20 protein-coding genes are annotated in these 22,278 nt (G+C 68.7%); 14 read left to right on the forward strand and 6 right to left on the reverse strand.

The window, feature by feature from the left end; genetic code table 11:
• Positions 1-217: 217 nt before the first annotated feature.
• Positions 218-2,566 carry a glycoside hydrolase family 6 protein gene (locus KLK06_RS62805; RefSeq protein WP_308168881.1) on the forward strand — a complete coding sequence of 783 codons (2,349 nt, stop codon included), beginning with the start codon at positions 218-220 and terminating at the stop codon, positions 2,564-2,566.
• A 98-nt stretch (positions 2,567-2,664) separates the two neighbouring features.
• Here KLK06_RS62805 and KLK06_RS52915 read toward each other — a convergent pair whose 3' ends face one another.
• Entirely contained in the window at positions 2,665-3,282 is a 618-nt protein-coding gene (locus KLK06_RS52915) for a PRC-barrel domain-containing protein (RefSeq protein WP_250907453.1), read from the reverse strand.
• A gap of 294 nt (positions 3,283-3,576) precedes the next feature.
• Here KLK06_RS52915 and KLK06_RS52920 point away from each other — a divergent pair, with 294 nt between their 5' ends.
• Positions 3,577-3,981 carry an STAS domain-containing protein gene (locus KLK06_RS52920; RefSeq protein ID WP_214643468.1) on the forward strand — a complete coding sequence of 135 codons (405 nt, stop codon included), beginning with the start codon at positions 3,577-3,579 and terminating at the stop codon, positions 3,979-3,981.
• Between the two features lie 24 nt (positions 3,982-4,005).
• On the opposite strand, the gene KLK06_RS52925 is transcribed toward KLK06_RS52920, so the two are convergent.
• Positions 4,006-4,830, reverse strand: a complete 825-nt coding sequence (locus KLK06_RS52925) for a hypothetical protein (protein ID WP_214643469.1) — start codon at positions 4,828-4,830, stop codon at positions 4,006-4,008.
• A gap of 144 nt (positions 4,831-4,974) precedes the next feature.
• On the reverse strand, positions 4,975-5,454 hold the full coding sequence (locus KLK06_RS52930) for an ATP-binding protein (RefSeq protein WP_214643470.1): 480 nt from the start codon (positions 5,452-5,454) through the stop codon (positions 4,975-4,977).
• 206 nt (positions 5,455-5,660) lie between these two features.
• Between KLK06_RS52930 and KLK06_RS52935 the strand changes: the two genes are divergently transcribed.
• Genes KLK06_RS52935 through KLK06_RS52955 form a run of 5 tightly spaced genes read left to right on the forward strand, consistent with a single transcriptional unit; the run spans position 5,661 to position 12,715 of the window.
• Positions 5,661-6,710, forward strand: coding sequence for a polyprenyl synthetase family protein (locus KLK06_RS52935; RefSeq protein ID WP_250907434.1), 1,050 nt, complete (start codon positions 5,661-5,663; stop codon positions 6,708-6,710).
• 11 nt (positions 6,711-6,721) lie between these two features.
• Positions 6,722-7,663: a 4-hydroxy-3-methylbut-2-enyl diphosphate reductase gene (locus KLK06_RS52940; RefSeq protein WP_214643471.1), complete on the forward strand. Its 942-nt coding sequence runs from the start codon at positions 6,722-6,724 to the stop codon at positions 7,661-7,663.
• Between the two features lie 27 nt (positions 7,664-7,690).
• Positions 7,691-9,088, forward strand: a complete 1,398-nt coding sequence (locus KLK06_RS52945) for a family 2B encapsulin nanocompartment shell protein (RefSeq protein WP_214643472.1) — start codon at positions 7,691-7,693, stop codon at positions 9,086-9,088.
• 43 nt (positions 9,089-9,131) lie between these two features.
• Positions 9,132-10,514: a family 2B encapsulin nanocompartment shell protein gene (locus tag KLK06_RS52950; RefSeq protein WP_250907435.1), complete on the forward strand. Its 1,383-nt coding sequence runs from the start codon at positions 9,132-9,134 to the stop codon at positions 10,512-10,514.
• A gap of 38 nt (positions 10,515-10,552) precedes the next feature.
• Complete coding sequence (locus KLK06_RS52955) at positions 10,553-12,715, forward strand: terpene synthase family protein (RefSeq protein ID WP_214643473.1); 2,163 nt, start codon at positions 10,553-10,555, stop codon at positions 12,713-12,715.
• Positions 12,716-12,722: 7 nt separating this feature from the next.
• Here the strand turns inward: KLK06_RS52955 and KLK06_RS52960 are convergent, their stop codons facing one another.
• Positions 12,723-13,058, reverse strand: coding sequence for an STAS domain-containing protein (locus KLK06_RS52960; protein ID WP_214643474.1), 336 nt, complete (start codon positions 13,056-13,058; stop codon positions 12,723-12,725).
• Positions 13,059-13,194: 136 nt separating this feature from the next.
• On the opposite strand from KLK06_RS52960, the gene KLK06_RS52965 reads away from it, so the two are divergent.
• Together KLK06_RS52965 and KLK06_RS61035 are read left to right on the forward strand one after the other, a co-directional pair.
• Entirely contained in the window at positions 13,195-13,515 is a 321-nt protein-coding gene (locus KLK06_RS52965) for a helix-turn-helix domain-containing protein (RefSeq protein WP_214643475.1), read from the forward strand.
• A gap of 278 nt (positions 13,516-13,793) precedes the next feature.
• Positions 13,794-14,099 (forward strand): NlpC/P60 family protein, encoded by a 306-nt coding sequence (locus tag KLK06_RS61035; RefSeq protein ID WP_250907454.1) that lies wholly within the window; start codon positions 13,794-13,796, stop codon positions 14,097-14,099.
• A 183-nt stretch (positions 14,100-14,282) separates the two neighbouring features.
• On the opposite strand, the gene KLK06_RS52975 is transcribed toward KLK06_RS61035, so the two are convergent.
• Entirely contained in the window at positions 14,283-14,894 is a 612-nt protein-coding gene (locus tag KLK06_RS52975) for a hypothetical protein (RefSeq protein ID WP_214643477.1), read from the reverse strand.
• Positions 14,895-15,235: 341 nt separating this feature from the next.
• Between KLK06_RS52975 and KLK06_RS52980 the strand changes: the two genes are divergently transcribed.
• The 3 genes from KLK06_RS52980 to KLK06_RS52990 all read left to right on the forward strand — a co-directional run bounded on the left by KLK06_RS52980 (position 15,236) and on the right by KLK06_RS52990 (position 17,561).
• Positions 15,236-15,589 carry a hypothetical protein gene (locus KLK06_RS52980; protein ID WP_214643478.1) on the forward strand — a complete coding sequence of 118 codons (354 nt, stop codon included), beginning with the start codon at positions 15,236-15,238 and terminating at the stop codon, positions 15,587-15,589.
• Positions 15,590-15,705: 116 nt separating this feature from the next.
• Complete coding sequence (locus tag KLK06_RS52985; protein WP_214643479.1) at positions 15,706-17,046, forward strand: NERD domain-containing protein; 1,341 nt, start codon at positions 15,706-15,708, stop codon at positions 17,044-17,046.
• Complete coding sequence (locus tag KLK06_RS52990) at positions 17,043-17,561, forward strand: GNAT family N-acetyltransferase (RefSeq protein ID WP_214643480.1); 519 nt, start codon at positions 17,043-17,045, stop codon at positions 17,559-17,561. Before KLK06_RS52985 ends, KLK06_RS52990 begins: the two co-directional genes overlap by 4 nt.
• A gap of 84 nt (positions 17,562-17,645) precedes the next feature.
• Here the strand turns inward: KLK06_RS52990 and KLK06_RS52995 are convergent, their stop codons facing one another.
• Positions 17,646-20,285, reverse strand: coding sequence for a BTAD domain-containing putative transcriptional regulator (locus tag KLK06_RS52995; RefSeq protein WP_250907436.1), 2,640 nt, complete (start codon positions 20,283-20,285; stop codon positions 17,646-17,648).
• An 89-nt stretch (positions 20,286-20,374) separates the two neighbouring features.
• Here KLK06_RS52995 and KLK06_RS53000 point away from each other — a divergent pair, with 89 nt between their 5' ends.
• Entirely contained in the window at positions 20,375-20,695 is a 321-nt protein-coding gene (locus KLK06_RS53000) for a M23 family metallopeptidase (RefSeq protein ID WP_250907437.1), read from the forward strand.
• A complete protein-coding gene (locus KLK06_RS53005) occupies positions 20,692-22,101 on the forward strand; it encodes an N-acetylmuramoyl-L-alanine amidase (protein WP_250907438.1) in 1,410 nt (469 codons plus the stop codon). Before KLK06_RS53000 ends, KLK06_RS53005 begins: the two co-directional genes overlap by 4 nt.
• Positions 22,102-22,278: the final 177 nt, after the last annotated feature.

Below are 22,278 nucleotides of genomic sequence, written 5' to 3' on the forward strand. Positions count from 1 at the left end.
ATGGAGATGTCAACGGAATGCCGTCCCGGTAACCCGTATATTTCCTCTCACCTGGCGCCGTGGCATGAAAGTTTCATGGACGTTCCGGGGCGTTCGGCGAGCATGCCGGGGTAGGCGACCCGGCCGCGCTTCACCACACCCTGTACACACCCGTGAGCACGGCTCAATATGGGAGCGCTCCCATACGTCAGCCCTAGCTCCCTGGAGATGATTGCTCGTGAAACTCCACCGCGGCCTGCGCAGATGGGCCGTGACCGCGACCGCCGCCTGCCTGGCGGCCTTAGGGCTCGCCGCCGGCCAGACCACGGCCGCGCAAGCCGCGGTCGCCTGCGACGTCGCCTACACGCCCAACACGTGGACGACGAGTCCGGGGCAGGGCGGCTTCACCGCGAACATCACACTCAAGAACCTCGGTGACCCGCTCACCGCGTGGACGCTGGCCTTCGACTTCCCCACGACCACCCAGACCTACACCCCGTCCGGCTGGGGCGCCAACTGGAGCCAGTCCGGCACCCGTGTCACCGGGCAGAACCTGTCGTACAACGGCAACCTCGCCACCGGCGCCTCGACCAACATCGGCTTCAACGGCACGTGGAGCGGCACCAACCCGAACCCGGCCGCCTTCACCGTCAACAACGTCACCTGTGGCGGCGGTAACGGGCAGACGCCCTCGGTGGTCACCTCCGCCACCTCGGTGTCCGTCAACGAGGGCGGCACGGCGACCTTCACCGCCCGGCTGTCGTCCGCCCCCACCGCCAACGTGACCGTCTCGACCACGCGGTCCAGCGGCGACACCGACCTGACCGTGAGCTCCGGCGGCTCGCTCACCTTCACCCCGAGCAACTGGAACACCGCCCAGACGGTGACCCTCGCCGCGGCCCAGGACTCCGACACCACGGCCGGTACGGCCGCCTTCAGCGTCGGCGGGACCGGCGTCACCTCCGCCACCGTCAACGCCACCGAGGTCGATGACGACACCACGCAGACGCAGTCGCTGGTCGTGACCCCGGCCGCGGTGACCGTGCCGGAAGGCGGCACCGCCACCTACACGGTCAAGCCGGCCATCCAGCCGTCGGCGAACCTGACCGTCACCTCCACGGCCGGCAGCGGCGACACCGACCTCACGTTGAGCTCGGGCGGCTCGCTCACCTTCACCTCCGCCAACTGGAACACCGCCCAGACCGTGACCATCGCCGCGGCCCAGGACTCCGACACCACCAACGGCTCGCAGACCTTCACCGTCGCCTCCACCGGCCTGACCAGCAGGACGGTCACCGCCACCGAGGCCGACGACGACGGCACGCCGCCCGCCGGACACGTGGACAACCCGTACGCGGGCGCCACCGGCTATGTCAACGCCAACTGGAAGGCCAAGGCCGCCGCCGAGCCGGGCGGTGCCGCGGTGTCCAACACCTCCACCGCCGTGTGGCTGGACCGGATCGCCGCCATCGCCGGCAGCTCGTCGGTCATGGGCCTGCGGGCGCATCTGGACGCGGCCGTCACCCAGGACGCCGCCAACGGCTCCGCGCCGCTGACCATCCAGTTCGTCATCTACGACCTGCCCAACCGCGACTGCTCGGCGCTGGCCTCCAACGGCGAGCTGCTCATCGCGGAGAACGGGCTCAACCGCTACAAGACCGAGTACATCGACCCGATCGCCGCCATCATGAGCGACTCGAAGTACGCGAACCTGCGGATCGTCACGATCATCGAGCCCGACTCGCTGCCCAACCTGATCACCAACCTGAGCTTCGCCAAGTGCGCGGAGGCCAACTCCACCGGCGCCTACGTCCAGGGCGTCCAGTACGCGCTGAACAAGCTGCACGCGATGTCGAACGTCTACACCTACATCGACGCCGCCCACCACGCCTGGCTCGGCTGGGACACGAACTTCAACCCGTCGGTCAACCTCTTCTACTCCACCGCCGCCGGCGCCACCGCCGGGGTGGACAGCGTGGACGGTTTCATCGTCAACACCGCGAACACCTCCGTGACCAAGGAGCTGTACTTCACCATCAACACCACGGTGAACGGCACCTCGGTCCGGCAGTCCAAGTGGGTCGACTGGAACTGGTACGTGGACGAGTCGTCCTTCGCCCAGGCCCTGCGCACCGCGCTGATCGGCAAGGGCTTCAGGTCGGGGCTCGGCATGCTGATCGACACCTCGCGCAACGGCTGGGGCGGCAGCGCCCGCCCGACCGGCCCGAGCACCTCGACCGTCCTCGACACCTTCGTCAACCAGTCACGCATCGACCGGCGCATCCACGCCGGCAACTGGTGCAACCAGAGCGGCGCGGGCCTCGGCGCGCGGCCGACCGCCAGCCCCGAGGCCGGCCTGGACGCCTACGTATGGGTCAAGCCGCCCGGCGAGTCGGACGGCGCCAGCACGGACATCCCGAACGACGAGGGCAAGAAGTTCGACCGGATGTGCGACCCCACCTACACGGGCAACAGCCTCAACGGCAACAACCTGACGGGCGCGCTGCCCAACGCACCGCTGTCCGGCCAGTGGTTCTCCGCCCAGTTCCAGGAGCTGGTCCGGAACGCCTACCCGCCCGTCAACTGACGGCCGAGCATCCGCCGGTCTCCTGACGAACGCCTGCCCGTCCGTCTCCCCGGCGGACATGACGAAGGCCCAGGCCGATGGCCTGGGCCTTCGTGTCTTCACCGCAGCGGTGGCCGGTCGTCGAAGCCGTTGAGGTCGTCGTTGTCGCCCATGTCGTCGCCGCTGTCGAGCGGCATGCGCTCCTTGTCCACCTCGACCCGTTCCATGGCAACCGGCTCCCGGCGGTCCTGGCCGGGCCGTCTCTTCCCCTTGAGGCTGCGCAGGTAGTCGACGGGTGTCGGCTCCGTTTCGGTCCTGTCGAGCGGCATGGCCTCTGGGACGATCTCGGTCTCCACGTACTTGTACAGATGTACCTGACGCGGCTCCGCCCTGATGTTCGTCTCGGCCATGCGCTGGGACGGTACGCCCGACGCCCGGATGCCGTAGTGACGGTAGAGCCTGGCCTCTTCCTCCAGCGAGAGGCGGCCGTCGATGTCGATGTTCGGCGCTTCCTTGATCGTCTCCTTGTCGAAGGGAACACGGATCTCCGCCCCCGACCGGCGGGCGTTCATCAGCGGCACGAACGTCTGCTTCAGCCCGAAGAGCCCCGTGCGTACGGTCACCCACTCGGGCTCGCCCGTACTGTCACTGAGATAGACCTGCCCCACCTTCCCGATCTCCTCACCGTCCGCGCCCATGACACGGCTGCCGAGCAGGCTGCGGATCTCTGTTTGCATTGCCACGGCGATCCCCCCGAGTCTCGTCCGTCGCCCGGCCGGCGTGCCGACCGGACTCCAAGTGGACAAATACCCCACATATCCACAAAGCACGCTTTCTACGCGAGGTTTGGGGTCGCCTTGGACACCGCTTTGAACGGATAAATAGCCAAACAAGCGGCGAATCGCTGTTCGGAAAAAGGGCAGGCTTCGATCCGCTATCCCGCGACGAAACGACTATCGTGCAGGCATGGCGAGCTATCCTCCCTTGCAGCCGTGTCTGATCGCAGCCGGACCTCGCCGGCGGAACGCCTTATGTCCTGGCTGACATACGCCTGCCAGCATCTGCCCGGCGTGACGGTGATCGCCGTCGGCGGCGAGCTGGACGCCACCAACCAGAGCAGGCTCGACGAATTCGTCCGGGAGTGCCGCCAGCGGCCCGGCGACCATCTCGTGTTCGACCTCGCGGAAGTGCAGTTCATGGACAGCGCGGGGCTCCGGGTGCTGCTCAACACCTACACCTACTCCCGGCAGCACGGCGGCAGCGTCCGCCTGGCGGCACTGCAGTCCATGCCGGCCAGGCTCGTCGAGATCACCCGGATCGGTGAGCACCTGCCGGTGTACCGCACGCTCCAGGACGCGCTCACCGCCGCGCTGACCCCGCCGGAACCTCCCCACCGCCGCCCCCTCACGGGCAACAGCGGCCCCGGCGCGGCCTGAAACGAGCCCGGACGGACCGGCCGATCAGCTCTTCTTCGGCTTGGCCTCCTCGTCCTTGACCAGGCTCCCGCAGGTGTAGCCCGGCTCCCGCTCGGGGTCGAGACGGATGTCCCCGAGGTTCGTCGACTCCGCCGGCCGCCGGAACGTCGTCATGTAGTCACAGTCGTAGAAGACGTAGACGCCGTCGCTCTCGCCGAGCAGCATGAGGTCGCGCCCGTCGTACAGCGGCTTGTCGTCACCGTCCTTCACCACCACCCACTGGTCCTGGAACCCCACCAGGCCCAGCAGGTCGTTGGCCTGCCCGGTGGTCCGCACGTCCCCCGCGCCCATGAGCAGCCCGACGAGGAGCACCATGCCCAGGCCGATGCCGGTGAGCGCGCCCACGAGCACCTTCATCCCGGCCCGCCCGACCGGCTTGCGGCGCAGCAGCCGGAACGGCACCACGAACGCCAGGATCCCGAGCACCAGGGCGCCCAGCACGTGCAGCGCCGAGATCTCCATCGTGAACAGGTAGGTGGTGCTCAGGTAGGTCACGCCGCACCAGCCGGCGGCGAGGACGGCCGCGATCCACGGCCGCCGCCTGATGCCCTGGACGACCCGGTTCACCGCGCCGCGCGTCACCTTGTCGAGCAGCCAGCCCACCGCCACCAGGATGCCGAGCACGGGCAGCAGGATGAGCAGCAGCATGATCAGCGTGCCCATGAGCCGCCCGAGCAGGACGGACTGGTCGATGCCCGCCTGTTCGGGATTGATGTCGAAGACCCAGTACATCTGCTGGATGCCCAGGTACAGCATCGCGTAGAGCCCGACGCCCACGGGGACGACCACGGAGCCGATGCGCTCCAGCATGCTCACGACGCTGCCGGACGGCTCCGGCTCCTCTTCTGGAGGGAGAGCCGGGATATCGGTCGACTCTTGAGAGAGTTGTTGCGTAGTCATGGGGCTTGACCATGCTGGTTCACGGTTGAATTTTGGTTGACGCCTGATAAATAGTTACGCCCGAAAACCGTTGTGCCGTTTCCTCGTGCTCGCGGCCGTCACCCTGATACGTCTCAGCGGCGCGCCCTGCAGCGCCCGGTGGGCCAGTCGCGGCAGCCACATGGTGAGCTGGACCGTGGTGCCCATGGAGCCGCTGTGGAAGCTGGCGCCGTCGCACAGGGTGCGGATGAGGTAGATGCCCCGGCCGGCGTACGCGACGTCGGAAGGACGCCGCCACTCGTCGACGTACTCGTCGGGGATGCCGGGGCCCTGGTCGCTGGTCTCCGAGCGGAGCATCCGGTCGCTCGTCCACAACGTGAAGTAGCCGCGCCCGCCGCCGTGCTCCACGGCGTTGATGACGCTCTCGTGTACGGCGAGGATGTAGTCCTCCAGGCGCGCGCCGCTCAGTCCGCAGTCAGCCGCCCGCTCCGCCACGGAACCTCGTAGCGCGGTCACCTCGTCGAGGGTGAAGGACTGGGCCAGCAGGGTGCGCATCACAAGCTCCTCGTATTCGCCGGGTTTGACCACGTCGACACGCGGGCCGCGCTTCTGGACCCATGACAACTCTTCGCCCTGCCCGCTCCGCCGGGCATTACACCGTCAGGTGCCATCAGGGGGAGTCAGCAAAAAGAGACTTTACACCCTCCGTATTCAATGACTAACTATTGGTAGCGAACGCTCTACAGAAGGAGCCCAGCAGCATGGTGGTCGGCGGATGGCAAGACCCCGTGGGACCTCGCATCGACAGACGGCTCAATGGATTCCTGGACGACTGGCGCGCGCCCATCTCCGATCCCGACGTGGTGGCGGCCTATGAGTTGCTGACGAGCTTCATCCTCAGCGGCGGCAAACGGATCCGCCCGCAGCTGTGCTACTGGGGCTGGCGGGGAGCCGGCGGCGACGACTGCGACGAGATCATCAGCGCGGCGGCGGCGCTCGAGCTCTGCCACGCCGGGCTGCTCATCCACGACGACATCATGGACGGCAGCGACCTGCGCCGGGGGCGCTCCACGATCCACCGCAGCCTGGCCGACCTGCACGAGGGGCCAGGTGCCGAGGCGTTCGGCCAGGCTGGCGGGATCCTGCTCGGCGCGCTCAGCCTGGCCTGGTCCGACGCGCTGCTGTCGTCGTGCGGCGTGGAGCCGGCCCGGCTGCACGGCGCCCACCACGTGTTCGACGCCATGCGGACCGAGGTCATCAGCGGCCAATACCTGGACATCCTCGGCCAGCTCCGAGCGGGGGCCACGGTCTCGGCGGCGCTGACGGTGATCCGCTACAAGACGGCCAAGTACACCGTCGAGCGCCCCTTGCAGATCGGCGGCGCCCTGGCCGGGGCGGGTCCCGCGCTGCTCGAGGCGTACTCGAGCTTCGGTCTGCCGCTCGGCGAGGCGTTCCAGCTCCGCGATGACGTGCTCGGCACGTTCGGTTCCTCGTCCGACACCGGCAAGTCGGCCCTGGACGACATGCGCGAGGGCAAGCACACGGTGCTGTTCGCGCATGCCATCCAACGGGCGACGCCCGCGCAGCTCGCGTACCTGCGTAGCTGGCACGGCAACCGGGAGCTGACCGAGGAGCAGGCGGACGAGCTGCGCGGGATCCTGCTCAACACCGGCGCGCTGGCCGAGGTCGAGGACATGATCGACCAGCGGGTGCGTGAGGCCGCCAAGGCGCTCGACGCGGCACCGATCACTTCCGAGGCGCGCGACGCGCTGACCGTGCTGGCCGACCAGCTCGCGCACCGGGACCGGTAGGGGCGAAGATCATGGGACGAGTACTTCTGGCGGCTCCGCGCGGCTATTGCGCGGGTGTGGAACGTGCCATCCTCACCGTCGAGGAGGCCATCAGACGCTATGGCCCGCCCGTCTACGTGCGCAAACAGATCGTGCACAACACCCATGTGGTCGACGACCTCACCAGCCGCGGCGCGATCTTCGTCGACGAGCTCGACGAGGTCCCGGTCGGCGCGCTGGTCGTCTTCTCGGCGCACGGCGTCTCGCCCGCGGTCAAAGGGGAGGCGGAGCATCGCGGTCTGCGCACGATCGACGCGACCTGCCCGCTGGTCACCAAGGTGCACAAGGAGGCCGCACGGCTGGCCGGCGCGGGCTACGAGATCGTGCTCATCGGCCACGCCGAGCACGAGGAGGTGGAGGGCACCGTCGGCGAGGCGCCCGACCACATCCACGTGGTCGACCCGGCCCGGCTCGACGAGCTGACGACCGGCGGCTCGGCCAGGATGAGCTGGCTGTCGCAGACCACGCTGGCGGTCGAGGAGACCATGGAGGCCGTCGCCCGGCTGCGCGAGCGCTTCCCCCAGCTCATCGACCCGCCGAGCGACGACATCTGTTACGCCAGCCAGAACCGCCAGGAGGCGATCACAAGGATCGCCGCCAAGTGCGACCTGGTCATCGTCGTCGGCTCCGCCAACTCCTCCAACTCACGGCGCCTCGTCGAGGTGGCCGTGAGCGCGGGCGCGCGGGCGGCCCACCTGGTCGACCGGTCCGGCGACGCCGACGAGCGGTGGCTCGACGGCGTCGAGACCGTCGGCGTCACCTCGGGCGCGTCAGTCCCGGAGGGGCTGGTCACCGAGCTGCTGGACTGGCTCGCCACCCGCGGCTACGCCGACGTGGAGCCGGTGACGCTGACCGAAGAGACCCTCACGTTCTCCCTTCCGCACGAACTCCGAGCCGCTCGACACCCCGGCTAGCAAACCCCTGAAGATTGGTGGTGCACCATGACCGAAACGACCGAGTCGACCGAGGCCAACGGCCAGCAGCTCAGCCTCAGCACCGATGCCGCCAAGAACCTGGCGACGACCACGAAGACCGCCCCGCAGATGCAGGAGATCACCTCCCGCTGGCTGCTCAAGCTGTTGCCCTGGGTGCAGACCTCCGGTGGCGTCTTCCGTGTCAACCGCCGGCTGACCTACACGCTGGGCGACGGTCGCATCACGTTCACCACCAGCGGCGCGGACGTCAGCGTCATCGCCGCGGAGCTCACCGAGCTGCGCCAGTTGCACGGCTTCGACGACAGCGAAGTCCTCCAGGATCTCGCCGACCGGTTCAGCCAGCGTGAGTGCGAGGCCGGCGAGGAGATCGTCCGTGAGGGCACCCCTCTCGACCAGCTGATCCTGATCGCCCATGGCCGGGTGGTCAAGATCGGCCATGGCGCGTACGACGACGACCAGACCCTCGGAACGCTGGCCGACGGCGACCATTTCGGCGAGGAGCTGCTGGGCGAGCCGGGCCAGTGGAAGTTCACCGCGAAGGCCAAGACCGCCTGCACCGTGCTCACGCTGTCACAGCAGGACCTGCGGACGATCCTCGACCGGTCCCCCGCGCTACGCGCCCACCTGGAGAGCACACGGGCCGCTGAGGGGCAGGCCCAGAACGCCTACGGCGAGGCCGCGATCGAGCTGGCCGCCGGCCACAACGGCGAGCCCGTGCTCCCCGGCACGTTCGTCGACTACGAGCTCAGCCCGCGCGAGTACGAGCTGAGCGTGGCCCAGACGATCCTGCGCGTGCACAGCAGGGTCTCCGACCTGTACAACCAGCCGATGAACCAGCTCGACCAGCAGCTCCGGCTGACCGTCGAGGCACTACGCGAACGCCAGGAGCACGAGCTGATCAACAGCCGCGAGTTCGGGCTGCTGCACAACGCCGACCTCAGCCAGCGCATCCGCACCCGCGACGGCGCGCCCACGCCCGACGATCTCGACGACCTGCTGGCCACCGTCTGGAAGGAGCCGGCTTTCTTCCTCGCGCATCCGCAGGCCATCGCGGCCATCGGCAGGGAGTGCAGCAAGCGTGGCATCTATCCGCAGGCCAGCGAGGTGAACGGGCACCGCATCCCGGCCTGGCGCGGCGTCCCGATCTTCCCGTGCAACAAGATCCCGATCACCGGCGCCCGGACGACCTCCATCCTGCTCATGCGCACCGGGCAGGCGAACCAGGGTGTGGTCGGCCTGCACCAGACCGGCATCCCGGACGAGTACCAGCCCAGCCTGTCGGTGCGTTTCATGAGCATCAATGAGCAAGCCGTCATCTCCTATCTGGTCAGTGCCTACTATTCCGCGGCCGTGCTGGTGCCTGACGCGCTCGGCATCCTCGAAGACGTCGCGCTCGGCAGCTGAGAGCGGATCGGTTCGCCCGGCCCCATGATTGGCGGTGTTTCGGTTGACGGAATTGGACCAGCGGGACTCAAGGCAGAGCCTGGGCACGGAGGCGGCACGCCGGCTCGCCACCACGACCAAGTCTGCTCCGCAGATGCAGGAGATCTCTTCACGCTGGCTGCTGCGGGCGCTTCCGTGGGTACAAACCGCCGCCGGCACCTACCGGGTGAACCGCCGGCTCACCTACCAGCTCGACGGCGGCCAGGTCGGCTTCATCAGCGCGGGTGCGGCGTTTCAGGTGTTTCCGCCAAGCCTGACCGAGCTGCCGTTTCTGCAGGGTTTCGACGACGACCCGCTGCTCGCCAGGCTGGCTGGGCTGTTCGAGCAGCGGGAGTACACGCGGGGCGAGACGATCGTGGAGGAGGGCCGCCCGGTGGCCGACCTCCTTCTCATCGCGCACGGCAAGGCCGACAAGCTCCAGACCGGCCCGTACGGCACCAGCGTCGTGCGGGAGACGCTGGCCGACGGCGACCACACGGGCAACGACCTCCCCGGACTGGAGAACCGGTGGGCGTACACACTCAGGGCCGGCACCGCCTGCACGGTGCTGGTCCTGCCCCGGGCGGCTTTCCGCGCGGTCATGGAATTCTCGCCGGCCTTCCGGGCGCAGGTCGACTCCCATATGCGCCGGCGGGCCCAGCCGCAGAACAAGTACGGCGAGGCCGCGATCGAGCTGGCCGCCGGGCACCGTGGGGAGCCTGTGCTCCCTGGCACGTTCGTCGACTACGAGCTCAGCCCGCGCGAGTACGAGCTGAGCGTGGCCCAGACCGTCCTGCGGGTGCACAGCAGGGTCTCCGACCTGTACAACCAGCCGATGAACCAGCTCGACCAGCAGCTCCGGCTGACCGTCGAGGCGCTACGCGAACGCCAGGAGCACGAGCTGATCACCAATCGGGACTTCGGGCTGCTGCACAACGTCGATCCCCGGCAGCGGGTCTCCACGCGCGGCGGCCCGCCTACCCCCGACGATCTCGACGAACTGCTCAGCCGCAGGAAGAAGACCCGTTATTACCTGGCCCATCCCCGCGCCATCGCCGCCTTCGGCCGGCAGTGCACCGCGAGAGGCGTCTACCCGGACACCGTCCAGCTCGACGGCAGCAGGCTGACGGCCTGGCGCGGCGTGCCGATCCTGCCCTGCGACAAGATCCCGATCAGCCGGCAGGGCACCAGCTCGATCTTCGCGTTCAGGACCGGCGAGGAGGACTCGGGCGTCATCGGCCTGCACCAGATCGGCACCCCGGACGAGTACCAACCGGGGCTCAGCGTCCGCCTGTCCGGCATCGACGGGAAGGGGATCATGTCCTACCTGGTCAGCGCCTATTACTCGGCCGCGGTCCTGGTGCCCGACGCGCTCGGCATGCTCGAGAACGCCGAGGTGATGGGCTGATGACACGTTCCATCGATGGAGAAGGGACGAGCTGATCCATGGCGCAGCCGTTCGAGTTGCCGGACTTCTATGTGCCGTATCCAGCCCGGCTCAACCCGCACGTCGAGGAGGCGCGCACGCACTCCGGGCAGTGGGCGCGCGACATGGGCATGCTGGAGGGCTCGGGCGTCTGGGAGCAGGCCGATCTCGACGCCCACGACTACGCGCTGCTGTGCGGCTACACCCATCCCGACTGCGACGGCCCCGAGCTCTCGCTGATCACCGACTGGTACGTCTGGGTCTTCTTCTTCGACGACCACTTCCTGGAGATCTTCAAGCGCGGGCACGACCGCGTGGGCGGCAAGCAGTACCTGGACCGGCTGCCCGCCTTCATGCCGATGGACCTGTCGTGCGCGACGCCGGAGCCGACGAACCCGGTGGAGGCGGGACTGGCCGACCTGTGGGCCCGTACGGTCCCCGCCAGGTCGCTCGACTGGCGGGAGCGCTTCGCCGAGAGCACCAGGAACCTGCTGAACGAGTCGCTCTGGGAGCTGTCCAACATCAACGCGGGCCGGGTGCCCAATCCCATCGAGTACATCGAGATGCGCCGCAAGGTCGGCGGGGCGCCGTGGTCGGCCGGGCTGGTCGAGCACGCCGTGGGAGCCGAGGTCCCGGCCCGCATCGCCGGCTCCCGGCCGATGCGGGTGCTGCGCGACACCTTCGCCGACGCGGTGCACCTGCGTAACGACCTGTTCTCCTACCAGCGGGAGATCCAGAACGAGGGCGAGCTCAGCAACTGCGTGCTCGTGCTGGAGAAGTTCCTCGGCTGCTCCACGCAGGAGGCCGCCGACACCGTCAACGACCTGCTCACCTCGCGGCTGCAGCAGTTCGAGCACACCGTGTTCACCGAACTCGGCCCGCTCTTCGTCGAGCGGGGACTGGACCCGCTCTCCTGCGCGGGCGTGCTGGCCTACGTCAAGGGGCTGCAGGACTGGCAGTCGGGCGGCCACGCCTGGCACCTGCGCTCCAGCCGCTACATGAACGACCGCGCGACCCACAGGCCGCTGGGCATGACGTCGATCGTCGACCTGCTCGGCGCGAAGCGGATCCGCAACTACACCCACGTCCCGCACACGCCGGTCGGCCCGTCGCGGATCCCCGACTTCTACATGCCGTTCGAGGTCAAGAGCTCGCCCCACCTGAAGGCCGCCCGCGCGAACCTGGTCGTCTGGGCGCATGAGATGGGGATACTCGAAGCACAGCCGGGCGTCACCGGCTCGGCGGTCTGGGACGAGAAGAAGATCGTCGATTACGATCTGCCGCTGTGCGCCTCCGGGCTCTATCCCGACGCCACGCTGGAGGAGTTGGATCTGGCCTCGGCCTGGCTGGCCTGGGGGACCTACGGCGACGACTACTTCCCCATCGTCTTCGGCCGGACCCGCAACCTGGTCGCCGCCCGGGCCACCGTCGACCGGCTCAGCGCGTTCATGCCGCTCGACGACTCGGCCCCGCCGGCGCCGGTGAGCGCCCTGGAGCGTGGCCTGTCCGATCTGTGGACCCGTACGGCCGGGCCCATGAGCATGACCGCACGCCGCAAGCTCCGCGTGGCCATCGAGGACATGTTGGCCTCCTGGCTCTGGGAGCTGGACAACCACCTGCTGAACCACGTGCCCGACCCCGTCGACTACATCGAGATGCGGCGGCTGACCTTCGGCTCCGAGCTGACCATGAGCCTGTGCCGCCTGGCCCGCGAGAAGGCGATCCCGGAGGAGGTCTACCGGGCCGGGCCGATGATCTCGCTGGAGCACGCGGCCTCCGACTACGCCACCCTGCTCAACGACGTCTTCTCCTACCAGAAGGAGATCGAGTTCGAGGGCGAGGTGCACAACTGCGTACTGGTCGTCCAGAACTTCTTCGGCTGTGACTACCCGGCGGCGCTCGACATCGTCGACGACCTGATGACGTCCCGGATGAAGGAGTTCGAGCACGTCTTCGCGCACGAGTTCCCGGTCATGTACGACGACTACGACCTGGACGACGAGGCACGCGCGGCCCTGAACGGCTACGTGGAGGAGCTGCGTAACTGGACGTCGGGCATCCTCGCCTGGCATCGCGGCTGCCGTCGCTACGACGAGGCGTCGGTGCGCCGCCACCACCGGCCGCCCGAGTGGCGGCTGGGCGGGCCGAAGGGCCTGGGCACCTCGGCGGCGATGATCGTCTGACCCGGCGTCAGCACCAGCCCAGCAGGCTCAGGAGCCGCCGCTGGAAGGGTGTGAGGTTGCGCAGGCGGATCCAGCGCTCGGCGGGGTCGAGCATGGGCAAGGCCAGCACGCGTAGGCCCGACAGATCGATGAAGGTGAGCTCGCTCGTGTCGACGAGGATGTGCGTGCCGCTCTCGCGGGCGGCGGCCAGGGTCTGGGCGAGGGCCCAGCTGTTGGTGATGTCGATCTCGCCGCGGAGCGCCAGCACCGGAACCTCGCACCTGGCCCGCAGGAAGACCCGCAACTGGCCGTCCTCGTACAGCAGGCGCTCCGTCGTGTCGGCCGTCTCGCCGTTCGCTGTCATCGCACCCCCCATCAGACCTCACGCTTGGGGGTTGTCATGACCATCACCGCATGTGACTGGAACCCGGTTTCACATTACACGAAATATGTTTCATCATCTGATATTCACGAAAAAATAGGCGTATTACAGTGAAGTCATGAACCGCCCCGACGCCGAGTCCTCTCCCGCCGTCCGCTGGACGTTCCTCACCAACCACGCGAGGGTGCTGCTGGAGCTGGCCAGAGACCCGCGCCAACGACTGCGGGACGTGGCCGTCACCGCTGGGATCACCGAGCGGACCGCCCAGGGCATCGTGGCCGACCTGGAAGCGGCCGGCTATCTCACTCGCGTCCGAGTGGGCCGGCGTAATCATTACAGCATCGGAGCCGACGAGTGGTTCCGGCATCCCGCCGAGGCGGGGGTGCGCATCGGGAGATTGATCGACTTGTTCACGCAGCGGGAGACCGCCGATTGTTGATCGGTACAAGAAAGGCGCTGTCGAGAGGGTGCGCTAATAATCGCGCCGCGAATTATCGCCGCCCATGAGCTCAAGCGCCCGGTCAAAATCTTTGCATGTCCCCTGTGCCGACAATCTTCAGCGTATGGCCATATATGTGCCAGGCGTGCGGGCTCGCTCTTGACGCCGACTTCCAGCACCGCGACGGCCGCCGCCGCCATCGGATGGGCGTGCAAGAAGGGCGCCGGAAATTGCGGCACGCGGCGGCCGGTGGCATCGCCGTGCGGGCCGCGTTGATGATGCCCGGCGTCCCCTATACGTGGGGCGGTGGCGGGCCCCGGGGGCCCGGCTACGGCATCGGGCACGGCAAGAAGACCAAGAGGTTCGACTGCTCTGGCCTCACGGGGTACGCCTGGGCGAGCGCGGGCGTGTCGATCGGCGCGACGACGCGCAAGCAGCGACGGCCAGGGGGCAGGCGCCCCGTTCACCGGGGAGGTCGTCCGCCTCGACCCGCTGAACAAGCCGCATCTCATGGGAGTGGTCCGGCCCGAGCCGCTCGTACCGGCAGCGGGCGGACACTGAGCACCGCGCGGCCCTGGCCGTGATCGCGACCCGGGCCCCGCGGTGTTCCGGCTCGGTGCGCACCCCGAGCGGATTCCGTGGCCTCATGAGCATCCACGGTGATGATTCATACGGATCGCACAGGCATCGATCCGGTGGAAGGTATGGTCGACAGCCCTACGGCACGTGCCCGCGGAGCCGCGCGTGGACCTTCCCGCCTATGGACGTCAGTGGCCGAGCTGCAGGTTGACGTCGAGCTCCCGCGGGGTCACGGTGGCGGAGATGGCCGACTCCTTAGCCGGCTCGCTCACCGCGATCAGGTCCTGCGGGGTCACGGTGGCGGAGATGGCCGACTCCTTAGCCGGCTCGCTCACCACGGCCAGGTCCTGCGGGGTCACGGTGGCGGAGATGGCCGACTCCTTAGCCGGCTCGCTCACCACGGCCAGGTCCTGCGGGGTCACGGTGGCGGAGATGGCCGACTCCTTAGCCGGCTCGCTCACCGCGATCAGGTCCTGCGGGGTCACCGTCGCTGAGACGGCCGACTCCTTAGCCGGCTCGCTCACCGCGATCAGGTCCTGCGGGGTCACCGTCGCTGAGACGGCCGACTCCTTGGCCGGCTCGCTCACCACGGCCACGTCCTGCGGGGTCACCGTCGCCGAGACGGCCGACTCCTTGGCCGGCTCATTCACCACGGTCAGATCCTGCGGGACGTTGACCTCGCTGAGGACGGCCTGGTTATTGTTGATGGGGTCCGGGTCGGTGTCGGCCGAAGCCGCGGAGACGCAGAAGCCGAGAGCGACGCCCGCGATGGCTGCACCGGCGAAAATGCGTCGGATCATGTTTGTTTCCTCCGTTTGATGGGCGCGGAATTCCCGGCGCCTTAGTCGTTTGTGCAGGGCCTGTGAGGTGCCGCCAATAACAATCGCGGCAGGCTGTCGATATCGCAACCCAAGAATGTCTGGTCGGAACCAAGGAGCCACCTCGTTTTCTTGGCACTCGACTTTTCAGCCCCACCGGTCGGCGGAGTGCATATGCACGTGCGCCGTACAAGGTCAAACGAGTTTCATTTATCCGCACATCGAGAATGATTGGCATATCGAGCAGGCTGGTTTAGCAAGGATCACCCTGGGCTTGGCACCATTCTGTAAACCCCGCGGGCAGGTGCGATAGAAAGACGACCATGAATACTGATCTGCCGGATCTCGTCAGGTTGGCCCACGAGAGGGCGCGGGTGGCCGGGTTCGACTACTCCTGCGACCCGGACGTCGGCCAGTTGCTCGCGGTACTTGCCACCCGCGTGCCGGAGGGCGGCCGGATCCGCGGTCAGCGCGGTCGCCGAGAGCAGGTCACCCGTCTCACTCATGCCGCCATCAGCGCGCTGTCGCTCGGCGAGAGCCGGTCGAGTGCCAGCTCAGGAATAACGCGCAAACCGCCCATCGTGGTGATCGGCTCAGTGTCCCGGCCGACCGTGACGACCTCGAAGCCCCCCGGCTCGCGCTGGTGGCGCCCGTTTCGGAGGTGGGAGATCAGGTAACCGGTCTCCCAATCGGCAAGAGTGTCGTAGACGGCATGGTGAACGGGTCGCGTTATGACGACGTGCTGTCATTTCGACAGCATGTTGTCAACGCCTTAACGTGGGAGGATTGGCCCATGGCAGAGATCGTCGGCGGCGGGCACCCGGTCAACGACGCCGAGCGTCGGGTGATCTCCTACCTGCGCGACCACGCGCCCGCCGACTGGCTGCTGCTGCACAACGTCGAGCTGCCGCGCGGCGACGACGTCTTCGAGGTGGATCTGCTCGTCCTGACCGGCCACTCGCTGATCGTCGTCGACGTCAAGGGCACCCGCGGCCGGATCGAGGTGTCGGGCACGCGCTGGTTCCCGCCGCGCAGGGAGGCGTTCGGCTCTCCCGCGACGAAGCTGCGGGGCATCGCGAAGGCGCTGAAGGGGCTGCTGGTCTCCAAGAACACGCAGCTTGAGCGCGTCTACGTCGACAGCCTCGTGGTCCTCACCTCGCCCGACGCCGAGCTGGTCGACCCGGCCGGGCGCGACGCGGTCAACGTCACCACCCTGGACGGGCTGCTCGCCACGCTGAGCGACGTCTCGCGGGTCAGGCGCGGGTGCAGCCCCCGCATCAAGCCGTATCTCACCGCGATACTCGACGCCCTCAACCAGACGGTACGCCGGAGCACCGCGCCGCCCAGGTTCGGCAACTGGGAGGTCGAGGAGCAGCTCGGCGGCGACGCGAAGGTGACCGAATACCGGGCCTTCAACGTCACGCTGCCGGGCAGCGAGACCGTGCTGCTCCGGGTCTACCAGGCCGACCCGCTGGCCGACCAGGCGTCGCGGGTGGCCGAGCGGCAGCGGATCGCCAACGCCTACCAGTCGCTGGCCCGCATCCCGCCGCACCCGTGCGTGGTGCGCTCGCGCGACTTCTTCGCCATCGACGACGAGAGCCGGTTCGTGCTGGTGCTCGACGACGTGCACGGCGAGGCGCTGCACCGGCGCCTGGGCACCGGCGTGCGGCTCGGCGTGATCCAGGACCTGCTGCGCGGACTGGCCCACGCGCACGCCAACGGCGTCATCCACCGGGCGCTGAGCCCGGCGTGCGTGCTGGTGACCGACGGGCACGCGGTGCTGACCGGGTTCGACTACGCCAAGCCCGGAGCGCGCAACTACACGGTCGCGCACGAGCTGGGCAACGTGCTCGACGCCCACTACGTGGCCCCCGAGTGCAATGAGCGGCCCGACATGATGACGGCCGCCTCCGACGTCTACGCGGCCGGGGTGATCGCCTACCAGTTGCTCACCGGCGAGCTGCCGACCAGCGCCGACACCCACGGTCCCGCCGTTCCCGACGTGGTGCGCCGGATGCTCGACCACACTCCCGCCAAGCGCCCGACCGCGGCGGAGTCGTTCGAGGCACTGTCTGGAACGCCGCAGCGGTCACGCCTCAAGCGATTTGTCCGTCGCATAGTGTCTGGATCATGACGATCAAGCTTCGTCCCGCCGCCGAGGGCGACCTTCCCTTCCTCAACCGGCTGATCAACGATCCGGAGAGCACGGGCCTCCATCAGTGGTACGGCTGGTACGACCCCCACCGCATCCGCAGGCGCTGGGAGGAGAACGGGATGCTCGACGACGATAGCGGCCTGCTGCTGGTCGCTGATGGCGACGACCGTGTGGGCTTCGTGTCCTGGCGCAAGGAGGTCACCTCCAAGGCCGCCTACTGCTGGGAGATGGGGATCATCGTGGCGCCCGAGCTCCGCGGCAAGGGCCACGGCACGCGGGCCCAGCGGCTCCTGGTGCGCTACCTGTTCGACCATTCGCCGGTCAACCGGGTCCAGGCGACGACCGAGATCAGCAACCTGGGCGAGCAGCGGGCCCTGGAGAAGGCCGGGTTCACCCGGGAGGGCGTCCTGCGCGGAGTCGGCTTCCGCGCAGGCGAGTGGCATGACGGCGTGATGTACGGCGTGATCCGCGCGGACCTGGACACGCGGATCTGACCCTGCGGGCCTGGACGCGCGGATCTGAACCCGCGAGCCTGCACACGCGGATCTGAACCGGCGTCCGGGAAACAGCCCTCAGGCCTAGACCGGCAGGCTGCGCCGCAGCACGTTGGCGTGGTTGAGATAGTCCAGGGCCAGCCCGGTGCGTCCGGCCGAGTGGTGCACCTCGCCGAGCATCTGCGTGCTCGACGCCTCCCCACTCCGGTCTCCGAGGGTCTGGAAGATCTCCAGCGACCGCTCCAGCCCGGCGGAGGCCGGCGCCCACTCCCCGCGGGCCGCCTGCAGCCCAGCCAGGCTCTGGAGGGCGTAGGCGCCGCAGTGACGGTCCCCGAGCGACTCGAAGATGTCGAGCGCGTGCCGGTGGAAGGACATGGCCTTGTGCAGGGCGCCCATCTGCAGGCAGACGCAGCCCTCGCGGTGGGAGTCGCCGAGCTCCTGCGCCAGCCGCATGGCCTGGCTCAGCGATTCCGACGCCAGGGCCAGGTCGCCCGACTTGAGGCAGACCCGGCCGATGGCCTGCCTGGCGAACGCCTCGCCGTGCGGGTCGTCCGCCGCCAGGAACATGGCCAGGGCGCGCTTGAAGTGCCCGAGCGACTGGGCGTGCCTGCCCCGGAACTGGCTCACCGCGCCGAGCCCGCAGATCGAGGTCGCCTCCGCCCGCAGATCGCCCAGGTCGTGGAAGAGCCGGCGGGATCGGGTGAAGCCGTCGATGGACTCCTCGTAGTGGTCCTGGTAGAGGGAGACCTGGGCCAGGCCGCGCAGCATGGCGGCCTCGCCGTACGTGTCGCCCGACGCGCGGGCGGCACCGAGAGCGACGGTGTGGGTACGCTCCCATGTGTCGAGATGGCAGTGCAGGTCCAGATAGGGGACCATCGCGGCGGCCAGTCCCCAGGCGGACTCGGCCAGCCCCGCCTCCGCCGCCACGCTCACGGCGCCGACCAGCGTCTCGTGCTCGGCCTCGAACCACCCCAGCGGGTCCGAGGTCAGGCGGTCGAGCGTCTGCTCGGGCAGCCGCCAGCGTGGAGCCCTGGCGGCGGTGAGGCTGAAGACGGTGGTGGGCAGCCGGGCCATGGCGTGCTCGGTGGTCGCGGTCCAGGCGGCCAGCACCCTGGTCAGGCCCGTACGGTCGGAGCCGCGTTCGAGCGCGTGGCGGCGGATCAGATCCGGCACCCGGTAGCGCGGCTGGCCCACCGGGTCGGTGCCGACCAGCTCCAGCAGGTTGACGTCCACCAGCAGGTCGGTGACGTCGTCGGCGCGGTGTCTGCCGAGCGCGGCGTCGACCACCCAGCCGGGCTGGGCCAGGGCGCCCAGGAGGCCGAGCGTGCCCAGCGTACGGGCGGCTTCGTCGGGCAGGTGGCGGTAACTGCGGTCGAGGCAGACCCGTACCTCTTTCAGCTCGCTCAGCCGGTCGTCCTCCAGCCGCTCCCTGAGCACCGAGAGCGACCAGCCCGGCCGGCCGGCCAGCCGCGATCCGGCGCTCCGCACGGCCACCGGCAGAAGCCCGCACGCCTCCACGATCGCCAGGGCCGCGTCGTGCTCGCGCGACACACGGTCCGTACCGATGATCCGGCCGAGCAGCGTCAGCGCGTCGTACGCGGACAGCTCGCCGAGGTCGACCTGGACCGCGCCGGGTAACTCCGTGATCCGGCGCCGGCTGGTCACGATGACGGCGCTGTCGTTCCCGGGCAGCAGCGGCCGTATCTGGGCCGCGTCGAGTGCGTCGTCGAGCAGCACGAGCATCGGCTGCTCGGCGAGCATCGACCGGAACAACGCGGACCGCTCGTGGATCGTCGGCGGCGCCGTCTCGACGCCGAGCGCCCGCAGCGCCTCCGCCAGCAGGTCGGCCGGCTCCCTGCCGTCGAGGTCCAGGTAGAGCTGCCCGCCGGGGAAGTCGTCCCGCAGGGCATGGGCGGCGTGTACGGCCAGCGCCGACTTCCCCGCCCCCGGCGAACCGGAGATGACCGCGATGGAGAACGGCTTGGCCAGCAGGGCCAGCTCGTCGGCCCGGCCGGTGAAGTCGGGCAGGTGCGGCGGGAGCTGCCGGGGCGCGGCCGGCGGGGCCTCGTCGGCCAGGATCGACTCGTGGGCGCGGCGCAGGTCGGCACCCGGCTCCACGCCGAGCTCGTCGACGAGCTGGGCCCGGATCGTGGCGTAGGCCCGCAGCGCCTCGGCCTTCCTACCGGCCCGGTTCAGCGCCAGGACGAGACGGCTCCACAGGTCCTCCCGGTAGGGATGCTCCACCAGCAGCCCGCGTAGCTGGGTGATCGCCCCGGCGTGGTCGCCACACTCGATCCGCTGGCCGATCAGCTCTTCGGCGGCGCGCAGACGTACCTCGTTGAGCGGTTCGAGGCGGCGATCCCAGAACGGGCTGCCCGGCAGGTCGGCCAGCGGCGCGCCGCGCCAGAGCGCGAGCGCGTCGGCGAAGCGGGCCTGCGCGACCAGCTCCTCGAACGTCAACAGGTCCAGCGCGCCGTCGGGCACGTCAATGGCATAGCCGGAACCGTCGCCGCGCAGATGCTCGGCGCCGAGGTCCGTCCGCAGCGAGCTGACATACGTGCGTAAGTTCGCCTGTGCGGAGCGTGGCGGCCGGTCGGGCCAGAGCACCTCGACCAGCTGGTCCGCGCCGACGATCCGGCCTGTGTCCAGCAACAACGTGGCGAGCAAGATCCTCGGCTTCTTGCCGGAGATCCGGACGGACCGTCCCGACGATCGGACTTCCAACGGCCCAAGAACATGAAAGGTGACCGACATGACCGCATCAGCTCCTCTTTAGAGGCCTGACCACCTTTTGTATCGGTTCTGGACGATTCTTGTGCGCCGAATGCACACCCTGGTCCCACAGATCACATCTGAAAGGTTCACCTCATGAAGCTCAGTGGACTCGCAGTTGCGGGCGACACACTGTTATTCGGCCTCGGGACGGCGTCGTCGCCGCGGCGAACCAGGGTTCGACCAACGGCTTCGGCAACCTTGTGAAGATCGACCATGGTGGCGGCTACGCCACCGGCTATGCCCATTTGAACAGCTTCTCTGTGAACGCGGGCCCGGTGACCGCCTCGGCGGCCGTCAAGTGGGGCGGCAAGGCCGGATCCAGCTTGTACAACAGTCCCTCCGAACATTGCGGGTCATGATGATGAAGAAGCTTTTGGTGGCCGGGGTGCTCATCGTGGGCGCCCAGCAGGTCGCCCTGGCGGGCGCCGCTCAGGCGACCGCCGCCCCCCTCCCTGCCGCCTTCGACAAGGCCGCCTCCACCTACGAGGTGCCGCGTGACCTGCTGGTCGCGCTCGGCTACGCCGAGACGCACCTCGACGACCACGACGGCCAGCCCAGCGCCATGAACGGCTTCGGCGTGATGCACCTGGTCAGCAACCCCTCCTCGCACACCCTGGAGGACGCGGCCAAGATCACCTCTTTGACCGCAGCGAAGCTCAAGACCGACGACGCGTCCAACGTGCTCGGCGGCGCCGCCGTGCTGCGCGCCAAGGCCGACAAGCTCGGCCTGACCGCGACCGAGCGCAAGGACCCCGCCAAGTGGTACGAGGCGGTCGCCGCGTACGGTGGCGCGGCCAACGAGACCACCGCGCGGGTCTACGCCGACGCCGTCTACGAGGTGCTGGCCGACGGCGTCAACACCGCGGGCGTCAAGTCCGCCGCGAAGATCGTGGAGCCGGACCGCGGCAAGTACGACTCGGACCCGCGCACGCTCGCGGCGGCCACCGACTACCCCGGCGCCCTGTGGGCCGCGGCCAGCTCGTCGAACTACGCCGTGTCCAACCGGCCGACCGACGAGAAGATCGACCGGATCATCATCCACGTGACCCAGGGCTCGTACGCGGGCACGATCTCGTGGTTCCAGAACTCCGCGGCCAAGGTGTCGGCCCACTACGTGGTGCGCTCGTCCGACGGGCAGATCACGCAGATGGTGCGGGAGAAGAACCGCGCCTTCCACGCGGGCGTCAGCTCCTACAACCACCGGTCGATCGGCATCGAGCACGAGGGCTTCATCAACGACGCCTCGTGGTTCACCGACCAGATGTACCGCTCGTCGGCGGCGCTGACCAAGAACATCGCCGACCGGTACGGCATTCCGAAGGACCGCAGCCACATCATCGGCCACGTCGAGGTGCCCGGCTCCGACCACACCGACCCCGGCTCGCACTGGGACTGGACCAAGTACATGAGCTACGTCGGCGGCGGCTCCAGTGGCGGCACCAACCCGTACACGGCCGAGAAGGTCTGCGGCGACGGCTACAAGGTGATCGACTCGCAGGCCCTCGGCACCGCGGGCACGGTCTACCTGCTCTACAACAGCGACAACGCCAACAACTGCGTCGCCACGATCAAGAAGACGTCGCTCGGCAAGGCCAGCGCGACCAGCGCGTTCCTGCAGGTGGCCGGCAAGGCGAAGGTCACCGACTCGGGCAGCTTCACCTACTACGCGGGTCCCGTCAGGGCGGCGGCGGCTGACAAGTGCGTGACGTGGGGCGGCTCGGTCGGCACATCGAGCTACACGAGCCCCTCCGAGCACTGCGGCTGATCCCCCTCGGCCGAAGTGCGCGGCCCTGACATCATCCTCCGGTGTCAGGGCAATGCCGGTGAGTTAAGACGTCTGTGCAGGTGAAAGGCGTTCTCGCTGGCATCGGGCACTGCTTGACCCGGCACACGTCGTCGCGATTCGGTGACAGATAGTGCATTGGGTCGCCTGAGCAACGAA

This window comes from Nonomuraea sp. NEAU-A123, from assembly GCF_018603905.1.
Taxonomy (GTDB): Bacteria; Actinomycetota; Actinomycetes; order Streptosporangiales; family Streptosporangiaceae; genus Nonomuraea.